Raw genomic sequence first — 21,483 nt, forward strand, 5'->3', positions numbered from 1 at the left:
TTTAGACTAATTTCCACTTCGGCTAGCCAAGTGGAAGTTACTTTGAGAAGTTACCCTAAAAACATTTCTAACCCACTCGTCCTTCCTAGTTCGAGTGGGTTTTATTAAAATATGATAAAATAGAAGAGATAATACATTTATTTAATAAGGGAAGTAAAAATGGCAAGTAAAGAAAATGCAGAACGCAAGGAACTGCATCGTAAGATTTGGGCGATTGCGGACGATGTTCGTGGTGCTGTAGATGGTTGGGATTTTAAGCAATATATCCTAGGTATCCTTTTCTATCGCTTTATTTCAGAGCATATGGCTGATTATTTTGACCGCGCTGAGCATGAGGCTGGGGATCTAGAATTCCGTTATGCTGAATTGAGTGACCAAGAAGCTGAGCAAGATTTTAAACCAGGGACAGTTGAGGATAAGGGATTCTTTATCCTTCCGAGTCAACTATTTGAAAATGTAGTCAAGGATACTTCACAAAATGAAAATTTAAACGAAGATTTAGCCAATATTTTCCAAGCTATTGAGAAATCAGCGATTGGCTTCAAATCAGAGGATGATATCAAAGGTTTGTTTGATAACTTGGATACACGAAGCAATATCCTTGGTGGAACTGTTCCGGAAAAAAATAAACGACTTTCTGACATTCTAAATGGTATCAATAGCATTAACTTTGGTAACTTCGAGGAAAATGACATCGATGCCTTTGGTGATGCCTATGAGTTCTTGATTTCTAACTATGCTAGTAATGCAGGAAAAAGTGGTGGTGAATTTTTCACTCCTCAGACAGTCTCAAAATTACTAGCTCGCCTAGTGATGGTCGGTAAGGACAAGATTAATAAGGTCTATGACCCAACATGTGGTTCAGGCTCTCTCCTTCTTCAAATGAAAAAACAATATGAAGACCATATTCTAGAGGATGGATTCTTTGGTCAGGAAATCAATATGACCAACTACAACTTGGCTCGTATGAATATGTTCTTACACAATATCAACTACAACAACTTTGATATTAAGCGAGGAGATACCCTTTTAAATCCTCAGCATTTGGAAGAAAAGCCGTTTGATGCTATCGTTTCTAACCCTCCATACTCTGTCAAATGGGTGGGAGATGGAGATCCAACTCTGATAAACGATGACCGTTTTGCTCCAGCAGGGAAACTAGCTCCTAAGTCAAAAGCTGACTTTGCCTTTATCATGCATAGTCTCAATCACTTGTCCAATAAAGGTCGAGCAGCAATTGTTTGTTTCCCAGGCATTTTCTATCGTGGAGGAGCTGAAAAGACCATTCGTCAGTATCTAGTAGATAACAACTTTGTTGAAGCAGTAATTTCCCTCCCAGACAATCTCTTCTTCGGAACTTCTATTGCGACCACGATTTTAGTTCTAGCGAAGAATAAAGTTGAAAATAAAACACTCTTTATTGATGCGAGTAAAGAATTTAAGAAAGAAACCAATAATAATGTCTTGACGGATGACAATATTGAGCACATTATTGAATTATTTACTAATTGTCAAAGCGTAGACTATAAAGCGGCTCTTGTTGATAATGATGTGATTGGTTCAGAGCAGGATTATAACCTATCTGTCTCAACCTATGTCGAACAAGAAGATACACGTGAGAAGATTGATATCGATGTTCTCAATAAAGAAATCGCTGAGACTGTTGCCAAAATTGACTACTTGCGTGCAGAGATAGACAAGATTGTAGAGGAGCTGAGCTATGGCAAATGATGTAATTCTCTATAGAACAGATGATGGTGAGTCAGCTATTGAACTCCACTTGGATAATGGAACGGTTTGGCTGACCCAACAAGAACTAGCTGAGCTCTTTCAAACTTCCAAGCAAAATATTAGTAAACATATCAAGGCTATTTTTGAAGATGGAGAATTATCGGAAGAGGCAACTGTCAACTATAAGTTGACAGTTCAAAATGAGGGGAATAGAAGTGTTCAGCGAAATGTCGCCTACTATAATCTCGATATGATTTTGGCGATTGGTTATCGAGTTCGATCTCCTCGTGGCATTCAGTTCAGACTCTATGCTTCGACAATCTTGAAAGAGTATCTGATTAAGGGCTTCGCTATGGATGATGAGCGCTTGAAAAATTTGGGTGGGGGCTCTTACTTTAAAGAACTCCTTGAAAGAATCCGAGACATTCGCTCAAGTGAAAAAGCCTTTTACCGTCAGGTTTTAGATCTTTTCGCGACATCTAGTGACTACAATGCAAATTCACCAGAGGCAAAGAAATTCTTTGCGACAGTGCAAAATAAGATGCATTACGCCATTCACCACAGTACTGCCAGCGAACTCATCTACAATCGTGTTGATAGTGAAAAGGAGTTTATGGGCTTGACCACTTTTAAGGGAGACCTTCCTACTCTGACTGAAGCAAAAGTTGCCAAGAACTATCTGACAGAAAAGGAACTTCGTGGGCTTAATCAGCTTGTATCGGGATATTTAGACTTTGCTGAAAGACAGGCAGAGCGAGAAGAAATCATGACCATGGCTGACTGGGTGGCTCACGTAGATCGTATCCTTCAGGCTACTGGGGAAGACTTGCTAGCTAACAGTGGTTCTATCTCTCGTGAACAGATGAAGCATAAGGTGGATAAGGAATATAAGAGCTACCAAGCCAAGACCCTTAGTCAAGTTGAAAAAGATTACCTCAAGGAAATCAAAAGTATTGAAAATCTAGCCAAGGAAGGAGGTAAGTGATGAACATCCTAGAAGAAATCCAGAACTGTCCCGTTGAGTGGAAAGTACTTAAAGATGTTGCTATATTGAAGAATGGAAAGGATTGGAAAACTCTTCCAAGTGGGGAAGTACCAGTATATGGAAGTGGTGGAGAAATGGGAGAATTTGTTTCAGATTATTCTTATGACAAACCAACAGTTTTAATTCCTAGGAAAGGTTCTATTTCTAACTTGTTCTATATAGAAAAAGCTTTCTGGAATGTTGATACCATTTACTATACTGAGATTGATGAAAATCAGATTATTCCAAAGTATTTTTATTATTATTTAACTTCTGTAAAATTGGAAGAAATGGCAACTAATCCGACAAGACCTAGTTTAACTCAAGCTATTCTTGATAAAGTTAAAATCCCCATTCCTTCTCTAGAAATTCAAGAAAAAATCGTGGAAAAACTTGACAAAATGACAGAGTATGTTACAGAATTGACCTCAGAATTGACCTCACGTAAAAAGCAATATTCTTTTTATAGAGATAAACTCTTGTCATTTGAAGATGAGGTTTATCAAGTTGAGTGGAAGACACTTGATGCAGTTTCTGAAAGAACAAGTAATATTTCTTGGAATAAAGTTGGAGATGATGAAAAACTTAAATATATAGATTTATCGTCAGTAGATAGAGTTTCTAATAAGATTACTGAGACTACATCAATAACTAAATCAACTGCTCCAAGTAGAGCTCAAAAGATTGTCAAATCAAATGATATTATCTTAGGGACGACAAGGCCAACTTTGAAACGTTTTACTAAAATTACAGATGACTACAATGACCAGATTTGTAGTACAGGATTTTATGTTTTTAGAACAAATGGTGAGGTTTTACCTAACTACGTATATCATATATTTTCATCAAGTGATTTTTATAAATACTTGGAAGAAAATCAGAGTGGAGCAAGTTATCCAGCAATTTCTGATGCTTTGGTAAAGAAGTATAAAATTCCCGTCCCTTCCCTTGAAATCCAATCTCGCATTGTTCAAGTTCTAGACAACTTTGATATGGTTTGTAATGACCTAAACATCGGACTACCAAAAGAGATTGAACTACGCCAAAAACAGTATGAATATTTTAGAGAAAAACTCTTGACCTTCGTCGCCGAAGGCGAGTACACTGAGAGTAGAGTAGAGTAGAGGAGTGGGATAACTCCGCTATTATCAAGCTTTTACAGTGGGTATTTGGTCCAATTCAAGTGGAGTTGGGAGCAGTTGCAGAATATAGTCAAAAGAGGATCAGTGTGACAGATTTAACTCCTGAAACTTATGTTGGAGTTGATAATTTGTTGCAAGATAGAAGAGGGAAAGCAGTTGCTACATTTTTGCCTGATCAAGGAAGTGTTACAACCTATAATAAGGGTGATATATTGATTGGTAATATCAGACCTTATCTCAAAAAAATTTGGTTTTCTAATCAAGCTGGTGGGACAAGTGGAGATGTCTTGGCAATTCAAAATTCTGTAGTTCCTTGTATGGAAAATAAATATTTATATTATATTTTGTCAGATGATCGATTCTTTTATTATGATGTACAATATTCAAAAGGTTCTAAGATGCCTCGAGGAGATAAGAAAGCTATTATGCAATATAAGTTTATCTTACCACCCCTTTCCGAACAAAAAAGAATCGTCTCTATTCTTGACAATTTCAACACTTTAACCAACTCTCTTTCTGAGGGCCTTCCAAAAGAAATCGAACTAAGACAGAAACAGTATGAATACTGGCGAGAACAATTATTAAACTTTACTAGATAGATTCTTGAATCATTTTGAGAAAGAATCTCAATTAATACAATAAAAGGAAGCATACTATGGTTGATTATTCAAAAGTACATGAAGTAATTGCGGAAACAAATGAAGGGATTCTCTTGGCTGAGTATCAACCAGAGTATCGCACAGATAGAGAATTTCAGTCTGAGGCAGATTTGGAAAGACAATTGCTTATGGATTTAGTCAATGGTCTCAATTATGAACGATTGGATATCCATACACCTGCGGAGCTTTTAGCGAATGCAAAGGTCCAAATTGAAAAGCTTAATAAGGTTACGTTTACGGATGCTGAATGGCAACGTTTTGTAGTCGAGTATTTAGATTGTCCCAATGAAGGATTGGTTGAAAAAACACGAAAAATCCAAGAAAATCATATCTATGACTTTGTTTTTGATGATGGACGGATTAAAAATATTTTCATCCTTGACAAGAAAAACATTCACAACAACAGTATGCAGGTCATCAACCAAGTGACGCAAGTGGGGAGTCATACCAACCGTTATGATGTGACCATTTTAGTCAATGGTCTTCCGCTAGTTCAGATTGAATTGAAGAAGCGGGGAGTTAGTCTGCAAGAAGCCTTTAATCAGGTTCACCGTTATAGTAAGGAAAGCTTTAACAGCGAAAATTCTTTGTATAAGTATGTTCAGATTTTTGTGATTTCGAATGGCACTTATACACGCTACTTTGCAAATACAACAGCTCAGAATAAAAATCATTATGAGTTTACCTGTGAGTGGGCGGACCGTAAGAATAAGACTATTCACGAATTGGAAGATTTTACTGTTACTTTCTTAAGCAAGCGTGTCCTCTTGGAAGTTTTGACCAAGTATTGTGTTTTTGATGTGGATAATACCTTGCTCATCATGCGCCCTTATCAGATAGCAGCTACTGAGAGTATTTTGAGAAAAATTCATTCCTCGAACGAGATGAAGAATTTTGGAACAATCAATGCTTGTGGCTATATCTGGCATACGACAGGGTCAGGGAAAACCTTGACCAGCTTTAAGACTGCGCGCTTAGCGACAGAGTTGGATTACATTGACAAAGTGATATTCGTTGTAGATAGAAAAGACTTAGACTATCAAACTATGAAGGAATATCAAAAATTCCAACCAAATTCAGTTAATGGTAGTAACAATACAAAAGAACTACAACGCAGTATCGAAGAAAATGATGATCGGATCGTTGTCACAACTATTCAAAAGTTAAATAAGTTTATTACTGCGAATCCTAATCATGAAGTCTATGCTAAGAAATGTGTCTTGATTTTTGACGAGTGTCATCGTTCTCAGTTTGGGAAGGCTCAAAAGCGCATTAAGAAGGCATTTAAACAGTACGCTCTATTTGGTTTTACAGGTACACCGATTTTCCCAGAAAATAGTTTAACGGGAGAAACAACTCAAGAAGTTTTTGGGGAGCAACTTCATAACTACGTTATCACGGATGCTATTCGAGATAAAAAAGTCTTGAAGTTCAAGGTTGATTACAACTATATCAAGCCTGAAATTAATAAGTACAGGGATGCAGAAAAAGCGGTCGGTCGTGAGGTCGATGAGAAGAAGTTGAAAAAGATGGAAAAAGAACTTCTTCTTCACCCAGAACGGATCGCGACTATTACCGAATACTTGCTTCGAGTTTATAACACCAAAACACACCGAAATCAACACTATACTCATAAACAAAAACAATTGTCTGGATTTAATGCCATGCTGGCTGTACAAAGTATTGAAGCAGCAAAATTATACTATGAAGAACTCCAACGACAGCAAGCAGCTTTACCAGAAGCTAAACGATTGAAAGTTGCAACTATCTTTAGTTTTGCGCCTAATGAAGAACAGTCAGCTTATGGAGAAATTCAAGATGAAGAGCTAGAGCCTCAAGATATAGCCATGCCTCTATCTTCTAAAGAGTTTCTTTCTAGAGCGATTGACGACTATAATCACATGTTCAAGACCAACTTCTCAGCTGATGGGAAGGAGTTCCAAAATTACTATCGTGACCTTTCTAAACGCGTTAAATCCAAGGAAGTGGATTTGCTGATTGTGGTCGGTATGTTCTTAACGGGATTTGATGCCCCGACTATGAATACACTCTTTGTTGATAAAAATCTACGTTATCATGGTTTGATTCAGGCATTCTCGAGAACCAATCGGATTTTTAATAAGGTTAAACCTTTTGGGAATATTGTTTGTTTCCGTGATTTAGAAAAGGCTACGCAAGAAGCTATTAAGACTTTTGGAGACACCAATAAGCTTGAAATCATCTTAGAAAAAAGCTTTAGTGAATATATGGATGGTTTCGTTGACCAAGTAACGGGTATCGAGGTCAAAGGCTATACTGCAGTTTGTCAGGAAATTCTGGAAAGATTCCCGAATCCGCAAGAAATTGAAACAGAGCTTGATAAGAAGGAGTTTGTTAAGTTATTTGGTGAGTTGTTGAAGCTTGATAATGTTCTTCGAAATTATGACGAATTTCAAGAAATCGACAAACCTATTTCAGAAGGTTATCTTCAGGATTTAAGAAGCACTTATGTGGAAATTCGAGATGAATTTTTGAACCTTAAAAATTATGAAAAGACCAAGGATTTGGATGTTGATCTTTCAGATGTTGAATTTGAAATCGAACTCTTAAAAACAGATGAGATTAATCTGGACTACATTCTTGCATTGATTGTTGAAAAATCTAAGAATTCTGAGTCTAAAGAAGTAATGAAAGCAGAAGTTAGTCGTGTAATTCGTTCTAGTATCGATATTCGTGCCAAAGAAGCGTTGGTTATCGGGTTTATCAATGACACTGATTTGCAAAAATTGAAAGACCATGATGGAATTATCAATGCTTTCTATGAATATGGTAAGGAGCGCAAGAAAATCGCAATCCATGACCTAGCTGAGTCTGAGAAACTTGTAGCTGATTACCAATTATTCATTGACAAATCAATTCAACGAGGTTATGCTGAAAACAGTGGGACTGATTTGGATTCGATTATTCCACCAACTTCTCGTCGACAGGGAGCACGTGAACGGAAAAAGCAAGAAGTTTTACGTAAGATTCAGTTGTTAGTAGAGACTTATTCAGGTATTTAAGTATTGTCAAACAAGGTTTATTAGAAAAATCAGAAACTACAAAAACCACTATTCATTCGCTCCTATTCCATTCATAATTCGCTCATTTTTAAGATATAACTTTGTTTCCATATTTCCTGGAAACTAATAAAAAGCAAGGAGAAAGATGGAACAGACTAATCAGAAATCCCAATGCCAACAACTCTGGGCTCAAAACAAATACCTTGTTTTGAGCCATTCCAGCAATATTTACAATGAGATTCGCCAGTATCTCAAGAATGAAGAGGTGGAGGTGAGTCAGGTTCAGGAGATGATTGACCGTGCCTGCCAGATTCCAGAACACAGGGGTCAGGTTTGCAATGCCTTTCAGCATATTTGGGGCTATTTTAAAAAGCAAGCGACAGATGATGAGCGCAAAGATTATATGCTCTTGTTGGATCGCTACCGCTTTGGTCAGGCTTCTAAAGAAGACTTAATCGCTAAGACTCGAGATTTGCTTGAACGTTACCCAAATACCTACTTGCAACATTCGACTTTACTGAAAGGAGACTCCCATGAGACTTTGGCATGAGGCTTTGATTTCACAACTTCCACGTCCTCAACTCTTGGGGCAACATCGAGAGTGTTGCGCCCTGCGTGGCAATGGCTGGGGCAGAAAGCATGCAACGGTGGACTATGTCTTTACCCACTCGCCCTATCGTCTCTATGCCTATCATGACTTGATCATGAAGGAAATGGCTCGTCGTGGCTACAATGTCAGTCAAGAGTGGTTGGATAAAAACTATCGTGGTAAGACCTGCCCTCCTTATCAAAATTTAGCAGAGGAAAAGCTGAAAAGTCCTATCTATAGTGAGCATGACTATGCCTACTATGAGGAGTGTCTGGCTAATCTCTGAGAGAAGGGAATCAACCTATAGTCTTTTCGAATAACAAGCCATAGTCACTTATAAGAATTACTAATGACGCGTTTGACTAGTCTAACTGAAATATAGTTAAAAACAAGCTACACAAAGGATTTGAGGCATTTGTCTCAAATCTTTTTCTTTTGTCTAAAACAGAGATATAGTTTCAAACTATATCAAAGCCTAATTTTTTACAATTATACAGATGATTTCTTTTCTGTTAAGATAGTTTCAACAACAAATTTTGGAGGACACATCATGTCAACTACAATCATCGGTTTCCCTCGTTTGGGCGAATTCCGCGAGTTAAAATTTACAACTGAAAAATACTTTAGAAAAGAAATCACAGAAGAAGAACTCCTTGCAGCAGCAAAAGAATTGCGTGCTAAACACTGGAACATCGTCAAAGAAAAAGGCATCACTGAAATTCCATCAAATGACTTTTCTCACTATGACAACTTCCTAGATGCAGCTTTCCTTTTCAACGTGGTACCTGCATCCGTTCAAAACTTGGACTTGTCTGACCTTGAGCGCTACTTCGCTTTGGGTCGTGGTTACCAAGGAGAAAAAGGGGACGTTCGCGCCCTTCCAATGAAGAAATGGTTCAACACCAACTACCACTACATCGTTCCTAAATTTGAAAAAGACACTCAAGTAAAATTGGCTGGTCACAAGATCTTTGATGAGTTCCAAGAAGCTAAAGAACTTGGTCTCAACACTCGTCCAGTTCTTGTAGGTCCATTCACTTTCCTTCAATTGTCAGACTTTGAAGAAGGCGTGAAAGCAGAAGACTTCGTAGACAGCTTAGTTGCTGCTTACCAAGAAGTTTTTGCAAAATTGGCTGAACTTGGTGCGACTCGCATTCAATTGGATGAAGCGGCTCTTGTCAAAGATTTGACAGCTGAAGAAAAAGCTCTCTTCTTGAACCTCTACAACAAACTATTGGCTGATAAGAAAGGTCTTGAAGTCTTGCTTCAAACTTACTTCGGTGATGTACGTGATGTCTACTCTGACCTTGTGAACTTGCCAGTAGATGCTATCGGTCTTGACTTCGTTGAAGGTAAGAAAACTCTTGAACTCGTTAAAGGTGGCTTCCCAGCTGACAAGACTCTCTACGCAGGTATTGTCAATGGTAAAAACATCTGGCGCAACAACTACGAAAAGAGCTTGGCTGTTCTTGAGCAAATTCCAGCTGAAAATATTGTCTTGACAAGCTCATGCTCACTTCTTCATGTGCCATTTACAACTGCTAATGAAGAATTTGAACCAGCAATCTTGAACCACTTTGCCTTTGCAGTTGAAAAATTGGATGAGATTCGTGATTTGGATGCTATCCGCAATGGTCAAGGTGAAGAAGCACTTGCAGCTAACAAAGAACTCTTTGCGACTGAGCGTGTTGGTGAAAATGCGGAACTTCGTGCGCGTATCGCTGGCTTGACAGACGCAGACTACACTCGTTTGCCAGCCTTTGCAGAACGTGAAGCTATCCAAGAAGAAGCTTTCAAACTTCCAGCTCTTCCAACAACAACTATCGGTTCATTCCCTCAAACAAAAGAAGTTCGTGCTAAACGTTTGGCTTACCGTAAAGGTGAATTGTCTCAAGAAGAGTACGATGCTTTCCTTGCTGAAACAATTGATGAATGGATCAAATGGCAAGAAGATATCGACTTTGATGTCCTTGTTCACGGTGAGTTTGAGCGTAATGACATGGTTGAGTACTTCGGTCAAAACTTGTCAGGTTACCTCTTCTCTAAAAATGGTTGGGTACAATCATACGGTATGCGTGGGGTGAAACCACCAATCATCTGGGGTGATGTCACTCGTCTTAACCCTATCACTGTTAAATGGTCTAGCTATGCACAAAGCCGTACAAACAAACCTGTTAAAGGTATGTTGACTGGACCAGTAACTATTCTCAACTGGTCATTCCCACGTGAAGACATCTCTATCAAGGATTCTACTCTTCAAATCGCCCTTGCTATCAAGGATGAAGTGCTTGACCTTGAAGCTGCTGGTGTGAAAATCATCCAAATCGACGAGGCTGCTCTTCGTGAGAAATTGCCACTCCGTCGTAGCGACTGGTACGAAGACTACCTTGACTGGGCTATTCCTGCCTTCCGCTTGGTACACTCAACAGTAGCACCAGACACACAAATCCACACTCACATGTGTTACTCAGAATTTACAGATATCATCCCAGCTATCGACAACATGGATGCGGACGTTATCTCATTTGAGGCTAGCCGTTCAAACCTTGAAATCTTGGACGAACTCAAAGCGAAAAACTTCCAAACAGAAGTGGGACCTGGGGTTTACGATATCCACTCTCCTCGTGTGCCAAATGAAGGCGAAATCGACCATACAATCGAAGCCATCCTTGCTAAAGTGCCAAGCAAGAAAGTTTGGATTAACCCTGACTGTGGTTTGAAAACACGTGGTATTCCAGAAACAAAAGAAAGCTTGATCCGCCTTGTTGAAGCAGCTAAAGCTGCGCGTGAGAAATTGTAAGATAAGATTTCTCTGGAAGCACTGTTTGGTCAATCTGCCTGTTTCATTTGGATTCTAAGAGTCCAGCTAACGAAAAAATCAACTAGAAAAGGATAATGACTATGTCACGCCAAACACCGTCACTCTCATTTGAAGTGTTCCCTCCAAACCCAGCCGTGGGTAATGATAACATTATTTCTGCTCTTCAAAATATGCAGGAGTTGGCTCCTCACTTTATCAGTGTGACTGCCAGCAATAATAAATTTAATATCAAGGAAACGACGGTCCGTTTGGCTGATTTTATCCAAAATGACTTGGCGATTCCGACTATTGCTCACTTGCCAGCCATCTATTTGACCAAGGACAAGGTTGCTGAAACTATTGCAGACTTGGACAAGGTTGGGGTGCAGAAAATCTTGGCTCTTCGTGGGGATATTATTCCAGATGTGGAACCACAAAAGGATTTTCGCTACGCAACTGACTTGATTGAGTTCATCAAGGAACAAGCCCCTCACTTTGATATTGTTGGCGCTTGTTATCCAGAAGGTCATCCAGATTCACCAAATCAGATTTCAGATATTCAAAATCTTAAGAAGAAAGTAGATGCAGGTTGTTCGAGCCTCGTAACTCAGCTTTTCTTTGACAATGAGCGTTTCTATGATTTTCAAGACAAGTGCATCTTGGCTGGGATTGATGTTCCCATTCATGCAGGAATTATGCCAATTCTGAATCGAAATCAGGCTCTCCGCCTCTTGAAGACTTGTGAGAATATCCATCTTCCACGCAAATTTAAAGCCATCTTAGACAAGTATGAGCATGACCCTGAGTCGCTCAGAGCAGCAGGACTTGCCTATGCAGTGGACCAAATCGTGGACTTGGTAACTCAGGATGTGGCTGGTGTGCATCTTTACACCATGAACAATGCTGAAACAGCAAAATACATCCACCAAGCAACACATGCCTTGTTTAATCATCAGTCTCTAGGATAATAAAAAGCAAACCATTCTTCTCAGCTGAGGGGAATGGTTCCTTTTTAATGGTAAAGACCGCACTTTTTAAGAAAATATGATAAAATAGATTCTGTACGTACTTGATACAAAGATGAGGGTATTAAAGTTTTAAAGGCTTTTTCAAATGTGGTTGGAGCGACACGAGTGAGTCAAATCGTTATTATTTGACGAGAGAGTTAGTAAAGCATTTAGCTAATCGCCTGATAGCGATTAGCGTGAAAGGTTTAGATGCTTTAGTATCAAACCTTTCTAATGATGTATATCTTGTGTAATTGAACTCGCCTACAACTCTGTGGAAAAAGATAAATCTGCCTAGGAGCAGTCGCTCCGTCGTCCGATTTACTATTTTCCTTTGAGTTGCTTAACGGCTTAGTATCTTGATTTTTGTAGGCAAGGCGTATAATTTCATCAATCCAAAGGGGATTAAAATGACAAAACAAGTGTTTCAAACGACTTTTGCGGGTCGTGAGTTAATCGTAGAGACTGGTCAGGTTGCTAAGCAAGCAAATGGCTCTGTTGTCGTGCGTTACGGTGAGTCAACTGTCTTGACTGCGGCCGTTATGTCTAAGAAGATGGCAACTGGGGATTTCTTCCCTCTTCAAGTCAACTACGAAGAAAAAATGTATGCGGCTGGGAAGTTTCCTGGTGGCTTTATGAAACGTGAAGGACGTCCTTCAACGGATGCGACTTTGACAGCGCGTTTGATTGACCGTCCAATCCGTCCTATGTTTGCGGAAGGTTTCCGTAATGAAGTCCAAGTCATCAATACGGTTCTTTCTTACGATGAAAATGCATCTGCGCCAATGGCAGCTATGTTTGGTTCATCTTTAGCGCTTTCTATCTCAGACATTCCATTTGACGGACCAATCGCTGGGGTCCAAGTGGGTTATGTGGATGGTCAAATCATCATCAACCCTACGCAAGAACAAGCAGAGCAATCTCTCCTTGAATTGACAGTAGCAGGTACCAAGCACGCCATCAACATGGTAGAGTCTGGTGCTAAAGAATTGTCAGAAGAAATCATGTTGGAAGCCCTTCTTAAAGGGCACGAAGCTGTCAAAGAATTGATTGCCTTCCAAGAAGAAATCGTTGCGGCTGTTGGGAAAGAAAAAGCAGAAGTAGAATTGCTTCATGTAGACGCTGAATTACAAGCTGAAATCATCGCAGCCTACAACAGCGACCTTCAAAAGGCAGTTCAAGTAGAAGAAAAATTGGCCCGTGAAGCTGCAACTCAAGCAGTTAAAGACCAAGTGACTGCTGTTTACGAAGAAAAATATGCGGACCACGAAGAATTTGACCGTATCATGCGTGATGTGGCTGAAATCCTGGAACAAATGGAACACGCAGAAGTGCGCCGTTTGATTACAGAAGATAAGGTTCGTCCTGATGGTCGTAAGGTCGATGAAATCCGTCCTTTGGATGCGGTTGTTGACTTCCTTCCTCGTGTACACGGTTCTGGTCTCTTCACTCGTGGCCAAACTCAAGCTCTTTCAGTCTTGACCTTGGCTCCGATGGGTGAAACTCAAATCATTGATGGTTTGGATCCAGAGTATAAGAAACGCTTTATGCACCACTATAACTTCCCTCAATATTCTGTAGGGGAAACTGGACGCTACGGTGCGCCAGGTCGTCGTGAAATTGGTCACGGTGCTCTCGGTGAGCGTGCACTTGCTCAAGTTTTGCCAAGTTTGGAGAAATTCCCATACGCTATCCGTTTGGTAGCAGAAGTCTTGGAATCAAACGGTTCTTCATCTCAGGCTTCTATCTGTGCGGGAACTCTTGCCCTTATGGCTGGTGGGGTGCCAATCAAGGCGCCAGTAGCTGGTATTGCTATGGGACTTATCTCAGATGGAAATAACTACACAGTCTTGACAGATATCCAAGGTTTGGAAGATCACTTTGGAGACATGGACTTCAAGGTTGCAGGTACTCGTGACGGGATTACAGCCCTTCAAATGGATATCAAAATTCAAGGGATTACTGCAGAAATCTTGACAGAGGCTCTTGCCCAAGCCAAGAAAGCGCGTTTTGAAATCCTTGATGTGATTGAAGCAACCATTCCAGAAGTTCGTCCAGAATTGGCTCCAACTGCTCCGAAAATTGATACCATCAAGATCGATGTGGACAAGATTAAGATTGTCATCGGTAAGGGTGGAGAAACCATCGACAAGATTATCGCTGAAACAGGCGTTAAGATTGATATCGACGAAGAAGGAAATGTGTCTATCTACTCTAGTGACCAAGATGCTATTAACCGTGCCAAAGAAATCATTGCTGGTTTGGTTCGTGAAGCTAAGGTGGACGAAGTTTACCGTGCTAAAGTCGTTCGTATCGAGAAATTTGGTGCCTTTGTTAACCTCTTTGATAAGACAGATGCCCTTGTTCATATCTCGGAGATGGCTTGGACGCGTACAAATAATGTCGAAGACTTGGTAGCAATCGGGGATGAAGTTGATGTTAAGGTTATCAAGATTGATGAAAAAGGACGTGTGGATGCTTCTATGAAAGCCCTTCTTCCTCGTCCACCAAAACCTGAACGTGATGAAAAAGGCGAAAAGTCTGAGCGACCTCACCGCCCACGTCATCACAAGGACCACAAACCTAAGAAAGAATTTACAGAAACACCAAAAGATTCAGAATAAGAAAAGGAGAAATGTATGGGATGGTGGCGCGAAACCATTGATATCGTAAAAGAAAATGATCCAGCGGCCCGCACCACTTTGGAGGTTTTGCTGACTTATCCAGGTGTCAAGGCCTTGGCGGCCCACCGTCTCTCGCATTTTCTCTGGAAGCATGGCTTCAAACTCCTGGCTCGTATGCACAGTCAGTTCTGGCGCTTTTGGACTCAGATTGAGATTCATCCAGGAGCTCAGATTGATTCAGGTGTCTTTATCGACCACGGTTCAGGCTTGGTGATTGGAGAGACAGCGATTGTTGAAAAAGGCGTTCTCCTTTATCACGGAGTAACCCTTGGTGGGACGGGTAAGGATGTAGGCAAACGCCATCCGACTGTGCGCAAGGGATCACTCATATCAGCCCATGCCCAAGTTATTGGGCCTGTGGAAATCGGTGAAAATGCCAAGGTCGGTGCAGCAGCAGTTGTCGTGGCAGACGTACCTAGTGATGTGACGGTTGTCGGTATTCCGGCCAAGATTGTCCGTGTTCATGGTAAGAAGGATGAACCAGTCATTCACGAAGTTGAAGAAAAACGAGAGTATTACGTCAATAAACTCGAGCAGGCTAAAGAAGCCAGTCACAGATCGTCTGGGTTGTAGAGGATACCTATATGATTCAAGCAAGAAACAAGTTAAGCCAAGAGGAGCTATCTGAGGCGAAAAAACTAATTAACTGTTGCCAAAACTATGACGGTACCTATCGTGATCCCTATCTCTCTAACATGCTTAATTTTGACCCAAACATGCCCGCCTTTTTCCTTTATTATGAAAAAGGCGAACTTGTTGCTCTCTTAACTGTCTATGCTGATGACCAAGATGTGGAAGTGACGATACTGGTTCATCCAGATCATCGCCGTCAGGGAATTGCGCGTGCATTGTTTACTAGTTTTGAGAGAGAAACAGCTTCTTTCCCTATTCGTTCAGTGACTTTTCAGACAGAGCGTGTTTTTCTAGACCGCCATCCTGATTTTGTCAGCAACTGGGGCTTGGTCGAGGATGAAGAGACAGAAACTTGGTTAGGTAAGGATAGAAAACCTTATCCGTTAGCAAAGGTTTCCAATCTTGAAGTTTTGTTAGCAGATAGTTCGTATCAGGAGCAAATTAGTCAGTTAAAATTTCAGGCATTTTCAGAGGAACATGAATCGAGAGAAGTTGTGGATAGATATGTCGCTGAAGCTCTGAAGGATCCAGAAAGTCGCTTATATATTTTGTTAAAAGACGGTCAGGTTATTGGAACTTGCACGGTAGATTTATCGAGCGATACGAATTACTTCTACGGTTTAGCAATATCTGAACCTGAACGTGGGAAAGGCTATGGAAGCTACTTAGCAAAATCCCTTGTCAACCAACTAATTGAGCAAAATGACAAGGAATTTCAGATTGCAGTGGAAGATAGCAATGTAGGTGCCAAGCGCTTGTATGAAAAAATTGGCTTTGTCAAACAGACTCGGGTGGTTTATCTGAATGAGAAAGGAGTAAGGGATTCCGAAGTGTAGAGACATTCGGACTGAAATTCAATTGAACTCTTAATGATGAAACTAACTGTTCTTGGATTTCAGCTTTCCTGATTATGATTTATGATTAAAATTTACGACACCATGTCTCGTGATTTGCGAGAATTTGTCCCAATCGAGGACGGTAAAGTCAAGATGTATGTTTGTGGGCCAACCGTGTATAACTATATTCACGTGGGGAATGCCCGTTCGACGGTGGCTTTTGATACCATTCGACGTTACTTCGAATACCGTGGTTATGAGGTTGCCTATATTTCCAATTTTACAGATGTGGATGATAAGATTATCAACCGTGCCAAGGAAGAAGGCATTACGCCTCAGGAGGTTGCGGACAAGTATATCGCTGCCTTTCGTGAGGATGTGACGGCCTTGGGCGTGAAACCTGCGACTCGCCATCCTCGTGTGGTGGAGTTTATGGCTGACATCATCCACTTTGTGGAAGACTTGATTGAAAAAGGTTTTGCTTATGAGAGCCAAGGAGATGTCTATTTCCGTGTGGAAAAATCTCATAACTATGCCAAGTTGGCCAATAAAACCTTGGAAGACTTGGAGCTAGGTGCTTCAGGTCGAACCGATGAAGAAACGGCTCGTAAGGAAAATCCTGTAGACTTTGCCCTATGGAAATCTGCTAAACCAGGCGAAATTTCTTGGGACAGTCCTTGGGGACCTGGTCGTCCGGGCTGGCATATTGAGTGTTCGGTCATGTCGACAGAAATTTTGGGCGATACTATTGATATCCACGGTGGTGGAGCGGACCTTGAGTTTCCACACCATACTAACGAAATTGCCCAGTCAGAAGCCAAAACAGGCAAGGCTTTTGCTAACTACTGGATGCACAATGGTTTTGTCAATATTGACAATGTCAAGATGTCTAAGTCCTTGGGCAACTTTATTACCGTACATGATGCCCTTAAAACCCTCGATGGGCAAGTGCTTCGTTTCTTCTTTGCGACTCAACACTACCGCAAGCCCATCAACTTCACAGAAAAAGCGGTGCGGGATGCAGAGACTAATCTCAAGTATCTAAAGAACACTTACGAACAACCATTTACAGGAAACGTGGATACCCAAGAGTTACAAGCTTTTAAAGACAAGTTTGTAGCAGCTATGGATGAGGATTTCAACTCTGCCAACGGTATCACAGTTGTCTTTGAAATGGCCAAATGGATCAATTCTGGCAACTATGATACAAGTGTCAAGCAAGCTCTTGCGGATATGTTAGAGGTCTTTGGAATTGTCTTTGTTGAGGAAGTTTTGGATGCTGAGATCGAAGTTTTGATTCAAAAACGCCAAGAAGCGCGTGCCAATCGTGACTTTGCGACAGCGGACCAGATCCGTGACCAATTGGCTGCTCAAGGGATTAAGCTCCTTGACACCAAGGATGGAGTGAGGTGGACACGTGATTGATGTCAATCTCATTAACGGGATTGCGTTAGCTTTTGAGGGGGACGCGGTGTATTCTATGTATATTCGCCGTCATCTCATCCTCAAAGGCATGACCAAGCCCAATAAACTCCACCAAGAAGCGACCAAGTATGTCTCAGCCAAAGCTCAGGCTCGCCTGATTTCCCTTATGTTGGAGGAGCAAGTTCTAACGGAAAAAGAAGAAGAAATCTACAAACGTGGTCGCAATACCAATAGTCACACCAAGGCAAAAAATGCTGATGTGGTGACTTACCGTATGTCCACAGGTTTTGAAGCAGTGATGGGCTATCTCCATATGACTGAAAATCTGGAACGTCTTGAGAGCTTGATTTCGTGGTGCATCCAAAAAGTGGAGGGCTAGGACATGATGGCAAAAGAACTACAAGACTGGTTTCCTGAAGCTCAGATTTCAGACCAACCAGTAGAGAAAGAGGGCTATCTCACTATCCCTTTGGCTTCTCAGCAGTGGCTTTTGCTGGAGGAAACTGGGCTCAGTGAGCGTGAAAAGCAGTTAGTTGCCCTTTTGACCCAGCAGGAGCAGGCTCGTTCGCTCAATCCTTGGTATTCTTTTCTGATTGAGGGCAAGGGACAGACACCACAAGCTTTTAAAAAGATTCAGTTGGTTTATTGTCATCTTTCCTATTTCCAACAGGAAAATCTAGCTTCTTGGCTAGATATGATGCGGACTCTTTTTCCCAACTGTCAGACGGTGATTCAGGTCGGAGCTCAGGATTATGTTTTCGTGCTTCAACAAGACAAATACACTTCTGTACGAGCTATTTTAAGTGATACGATTGAAGCGGTTGAGTATGACTTTGGACTTCGTCTCTCTATCATGTTAGGTCAGGTCTGGTCTCAGGCAGGGCATCAAGCCCTGTCAGACTTGATCAAAGCAGAGCGGGATTTGTTTAAGACATGGTGGCGTCAGGGTCACCAAGGTGTTCATACCTTCTCACAACTCTATTTGTGGAGTATGGGGGAAAGGCTTGTGGACTTGAAGACAATCAAGGAATGCCTGCACCAGATGATTTTGGATCAGGACCAGATTCAGGAAATCATTCTCTCTCTTTGGGAAAATAGTGCTGTCCTAACAAAAACAGCCCAGCAACTCTATCTGCACCGCAATTCTCTCCAATACAAGATTGACAAATGGGAAGAATTGACAGGGCTACAGTTGAAGGAGTTGACCGATCTGACCTTGTGTTATCAATTGATTTTACCAGATATTCTATAAAGTTTTGTGCAAGTTGCACAGAACTTTTTTGTTTTTTTGTTCATCTTGCCATAGAAATGTAAAGCGTTTTCATTTATAATAAAACTATCAAAAGACAAAAGGAGTTCACCTCATGGTAGAATTAAATCTTAAAAATATTTACAAAAAATATCCAAACAGCGAACACTACTCAGTTGAAGACTTCAACTTGAACATCAAAGACAAAGAGTTCATCGTTTTCGTAGGACCTTCAGGATGTGGTAAATCAACTACTCTCCGTATGATTGCAGGTCTTGAGGACATCACAGAAGGTACTGCATCTATCGATGGAGTGGTTGTCAACGACGTAGCTCCAAAAGACCGTGATATCGCCATGGTATTCCAAAACTACGCTCTTTACCCACACATGACTGTATACGATAACATGGCTTTCGGTTTGAAATTGCGTAAATACAGCAAAGAAGACATTGACAAACGTGTGCAAGAAGCAGCTGAAATCCTTGGATTGAAAGAATTCTTGGAACGTAAACCAGCTGACCTTTCAGGTGGTCAACGTCAACGTGTTGCCATGGGTCGTGCCATTGTCCGTGATGCAAAAGTATTCTTGATGGACGAACCTTTGTCAAACTTGGATGCAAAACTTCGTGTATCAATGCGTGCTGAAATCGCTAAAATCCACCGTCGTATCGGAGCTACAACTATCTACGTAACTCACGACCAAACAGAAGCGATGACACTTGCAGACCGTATCGTTATCATGTCAGCAACTAAGAACCCTGCTGGTACAGGTACTATCGGACGTGTGGAACAAATCGGTTCTCCTCAAGAAGTTTACAAAAATCCAGTTAACAAATTCGTTGCAGGATTCATCGGAAGCCCAGCAATGAACTTCATCAACGTGAAATTGGTTGGTAGCGAAATTGTTTCTGACGGATTCCGTTTGAAAGTTCCAGAAGGCGCTTTGAAAGTACTTCGTGAAAAAGGCTATGAAGGTAAAGAATTGATCTTCGGTATCCGTCCAGAAGACGTGAATGCAGAAGAAGCATTCCTTGAAACATTCCCAGATTCAGTTGTAAAAGCGACTATCTCTGTATCAGAATTGCTTGGTTCAGAATCTCACCTTTACTGCCAAGTTGGTAAAGATGAATTTGTTGCTAAAGTTGATGCTCGTGACTACTTGCAAACAGGTGCAACAGTTGAACTTGGATTTGACTTGAACAAAGCACACTTCTTCGATGTAGAAACTGAAAGAACAGTTTACTAAGATAAATGAAACTCAAAACACTGCTAGAAATCTGGCAGTGTTTTTTGCGGTTGTGTAGAAAAAACTCCTGGGAAATTCCAGGAGAGTATGAGTGCTTATTTGAACTTGAATCCTTCGTAAATAAGCTCTGCTTTTGGATTTTGTTTCTTGATCTGTTTGGCAAGTGACTTCATCATAGAAAGAGGACCACACATATAGACGGTTGCCTGTTCGGGTACTTCTTCTTGATCAAAATTAAGATAGCCATCTTTCCTACTGTCGACTAGATGGAGTTCAAAATTAGGATTTTTCTGAGCATAGTCACGGAGCAAATTTAGGTAGACTGCATTTTCTTCTCCACGGAAGCTATAGTAGAAGTGAACCTGTTTATCTAAAATAGGATGTTCACGGATGTAAGAGATGAAGGGGGTGATCCCAATGCCTCCAGCAATCCAAATCTGATTTTCCCGTCCTTCTTCTATGATCATGTGTCCGTAAGCTCTATCTACGCTTACTTTACTGCCGACTTGAAGATTGTCATAGATATTCTTGGTATGGTCGCCTGAATTTTTGACAGTAAAGTAAAGAGTTTGACCATGACCTCCTGAGATAGAAAAGGGATGCGGAGCACTTTCAAAACCTTCTTGGAAAATCTTTAGGAAGGCAAATTGTCCTGCTTGATAGTTGAAAGGTCTACTAAGACGGATTTGAATTTCCCTAGTATCGTGGTTTAAGCGTTTGAGATTGGTAATTTTCCCTAGATAGGGGAAGCCAATCTTTTGATATAGAAAAATGATATAAAAACCAGCTAGTAAGCCTAAAAGGGCATAGCTACCAACAAGAAAACTTAGAGGATTAAATGTAAGGAGATGATTGCCCATCATCATGTAGACGTGAAAGAGTCCAAAAATATAGGCTAAATAAACCAGGCGGTGAATCCATCGCCAAGCTTCGTATTGGATGTATTTGCCTAAATAGGCGACAAGGATGATACTGACAAAGATATAGATGGCAAGATTGCCAAACTGAGCAGCTAAACGAGAGCCCCACAAACCGCCCATACTAAAGTTATGAAAGATGAGTAGGATGATGGAGAGAAAGGCTGTGAATTTGTGGACAGTGTAGACCTTCTCCAAACCGTGAAACCAGCTTTCTAGTAGTGGGAGACGAGTTGCTAGGATAAAAGTTAGAGATAGGCTTGTTAAAGCTAGTCCTGGAATCATGAATTGGGGAGAAGTGTTCATCCAAGTCAAAATAGTCAAGATAAAACTAGCTATGATAAAGAGTATTCCTTTGAGTGATTTCATAAAAAATTCCATTTCATTTAGATTTTGATTTGTTGTAAATAAATTTGTTACATTTTATCATAGAAAAAGTATGGTGTCAAATTGAGGTCTATAAATATCTATTCTTAGCAAAAAAACTCTCCATATCGCAT

Annotated in this window: 17 protein-coding genes; 16 read left to right on the forward strand and 1 reads right to left on the reverse strand. The window is 40.7% G+C overall.

Annotated elements, in window-relative coordinates:
- The first annotated feature begins 159 nt into the window (after positions 1-159).
- The 16 genes from RWM06_RS06175 (at position 160) to RWM06_RS06250 (ending at position 20,066) form a co-directional block, all read left to right on the forward strand.
- Complete coding sequence (locus RWM06_RS06175) at positions 160-1,731, forward strand: type I restriction-modification system subunit M (protein ID WP_313970491.1); 1,572 nt, start codon at positions 160-162, stop codon at positions 1,729-1,731.
- Positions 1,721-2,716, forward strand: a complete 996-nt coding sequence (locus RWM06_RS06180; protein ID WP_313970492.1) for a virulence RhuM family protein — start codon at positions 1,721-1,723, stop codon at positions 2,714-2,716. Before RWM06_RS06175 ends, RWM06_RS06180 begins: the two co-directional genes overlap by 11 nt.
- Positions 2,716-3,879 carry a restriction endonuclease subunit S gene (locus RWM06_RS06185; protein ID WP_313970493.1) on the forward strand — a complete coding sequence of 388 codons (1,164 nt, stop codon included), beginning with the start codon at positions 2,716-2,718 and terminating at the stop codon, positions 3,877-3,879. The genes RWM06_RS06180 and RWM06_RS06185 overlap by 1 nt, the downstream gene beginning before the upstream one ends.
- 104 nt (positions 3,880-3,983) lie before the next feature.
- Complete coding sequence (locus RWM06_RS06190) at positions 3,984-4,496, forward strand: restriction endonuclease subunit S (RefSeq protein ID WP_313970494.1); 513 nt, start codon at positions 3,984-3,986, stop codon at positions 4,494-4,496.
- Between the two features lie 56 nt (positions 4,497-4,552).
- On the forward strand, positions 4,553-7,597 hold the full coding sequence (locus tag RWM06_RS06195) for a type I restriction endonuclease subunit R (RefSeq protein WP_313970495.1): 3,045 nt from the start codon (positions 4,553-4,555) through the stop codon (positions 7,595-7,597).
- 145 nt (positions 7,598-7,742) lie between these two features.
- A complete protein-coding gene (locus RWM06_RS06200; protein ID WP_313970496.1) occupies positions 7,743-8,147 on the forward strand; it encodes a YbgA family protein in 405 nt (134 codons plus the stop codon).
- Positions 8,131-8,472 carry a TIGR02328 family protein gene (locus tag RWM06_RS06205; RefSeq protein ID WP_313970497.1) on the forward strand — a complete coding sequence of 114 codons (342 nt, stop codon included), beginning with the start codon at positions 8,131-8,133 and terminating at the stop codon, positions 8,470-8,472. The genes RWM06_RS06200 and RWM06_RS06205 overlap by 17 nt, the downstream gene beginning before the upstream one ends.
- A gap of 264 nt (positions 8,473-8,736) precedes the next feature.
- Positions 8,737-10,986, forward strand: a complete 2,250-nt coding sequence (gene metE, locus RWM06_RS06210) for a 5-methyltetrahydropteroyltriglutamate--homocysteine S-methyltransferase (RefSeq protein WP_313970498.1) — start codon at positions 8,737-8,739, stop codon at positions 10,984-10,986.
- Between the two features lie 101 nt (positions 10,987-11,087).
- Positions 11,088-11,954, forward strand: a complete 867-nt coding sequence (gene metF, locus RWM06_RS06215; RefSeq protein ID WP_049513159.1) for a methylenetetrahydrofolate reductase [NAD(P)H] — start codon at positions 11,088-11,090, stop codon at positions 11,952-11,954.
- A gap of 449 nt (positions 11,955-12,403) precedes the next feature.
- Positions 12,404-14,617, forward strand: coding sequence for a polyribonucleotide nucleotidyltransferase (pnp, locus tag RWM06_RS06220; protein ID WP_313970499.1), 2,214 nt, complete (start codon positions 12,404-12,406; stop codon positions 14,615-14,617).
- A gap of 15 nt (positions 14,618-14,632) precedes the next feature.
- Positions 14,633-15,250, forward strand: coding sequence for a serine O-acetyltransferase (gene cysE / locus RWM06_RS06225; protein WP_313970500.1), 618 nt, complete (start codon positions 14,633-14,635; stop codon positions 15,248-15,250).
- Between the two features lie 11 nt (positions 15,251-15,261).
- Positions 15,262-16,146, forward strand: coding sequence for a GNAT family N-acetyltransferase (locus RWM06_RS06230; protein ID WP_313970501.1), 885 nt, complete (start codon positions 15,262-15,264; stop codon positions 16,144-16,146).
- A gap of 81 nt (positions 16,147-16,227) precedes the next feature.
- On the forward strand, positions 16,228-17,571 hold the full coding sequence (cysS, locus tag RWM06_RS06235) for a cysteine--tRNA ligase (protein WP_313970502.1): 1,344 nt from the start codon (positions 16,228-16,230) through the stop codon (positions 17,569-17,571).
- On the forward strand, positions 17,564-17,950 hold the full coding sequence (locus RWM06_RS06240; RefSeq protein WP_000567927.1) for a Mini-ribonuclease 3: 387 nt from the start codon (positions 17,564-17,566) through the stop codon (positions 17,948-17,950). The genes cysS and RWM06_RS06240 overlap by 8 nt, the downstream gene beginning before the upstream one ends.
- 3 nt (positions 17,951-17,953) lie before the next feature.
- Positions 17,954-18,823: a PucR family transcriptional regulator gene (locus RWM06_RS06245; protein ID WP_313970503.1), complete on the forward strand. Its 870-nt coding sequence runs from the start codon at positions 17,954-17,956 to the stop codon at positions 18,821-18,823.
- Positions 18,824-18,935: 112 nt separating this feature from the next.
- Complete coding sequence (locus RWM06_RS06250) at positions 18,936-20,066, forward strand: ABC transporter ATP-binding protein (protein ID WP_000229956.1); 1,131 nt, start codon at positions 18,936-18,938, stop codon at positions 20,064-20,066.
- 95 nt (positions 20,067-20,161) lie between these two features.
- Here the strand turns inward: RWM06_RS06250 and RWM06_RS06255 are convergent, their stop codons facing one another.
- On the reverse strand, positions 20,162-21,352 hold the full coding sequence (locus RWM06_RS06255; protein ID WP_313970504.1) for an oxidoreductase: 1,191 nt from the start codon (positions 21,350-21,352) through the stop codon (positions 20,162-20,164).
- Positions 21,353-21,483: the final 131 nt, after the last annotated feature.

This window comes from uncultured Streptococcus sp. (genome assembly GCF_963516575.1).
In the GTDB taxonomy this organism is placed as follows: Bacteria; Bacillota; Bacilli; order Lactobacillales; family Streptococcaceae; genus Streptococcus.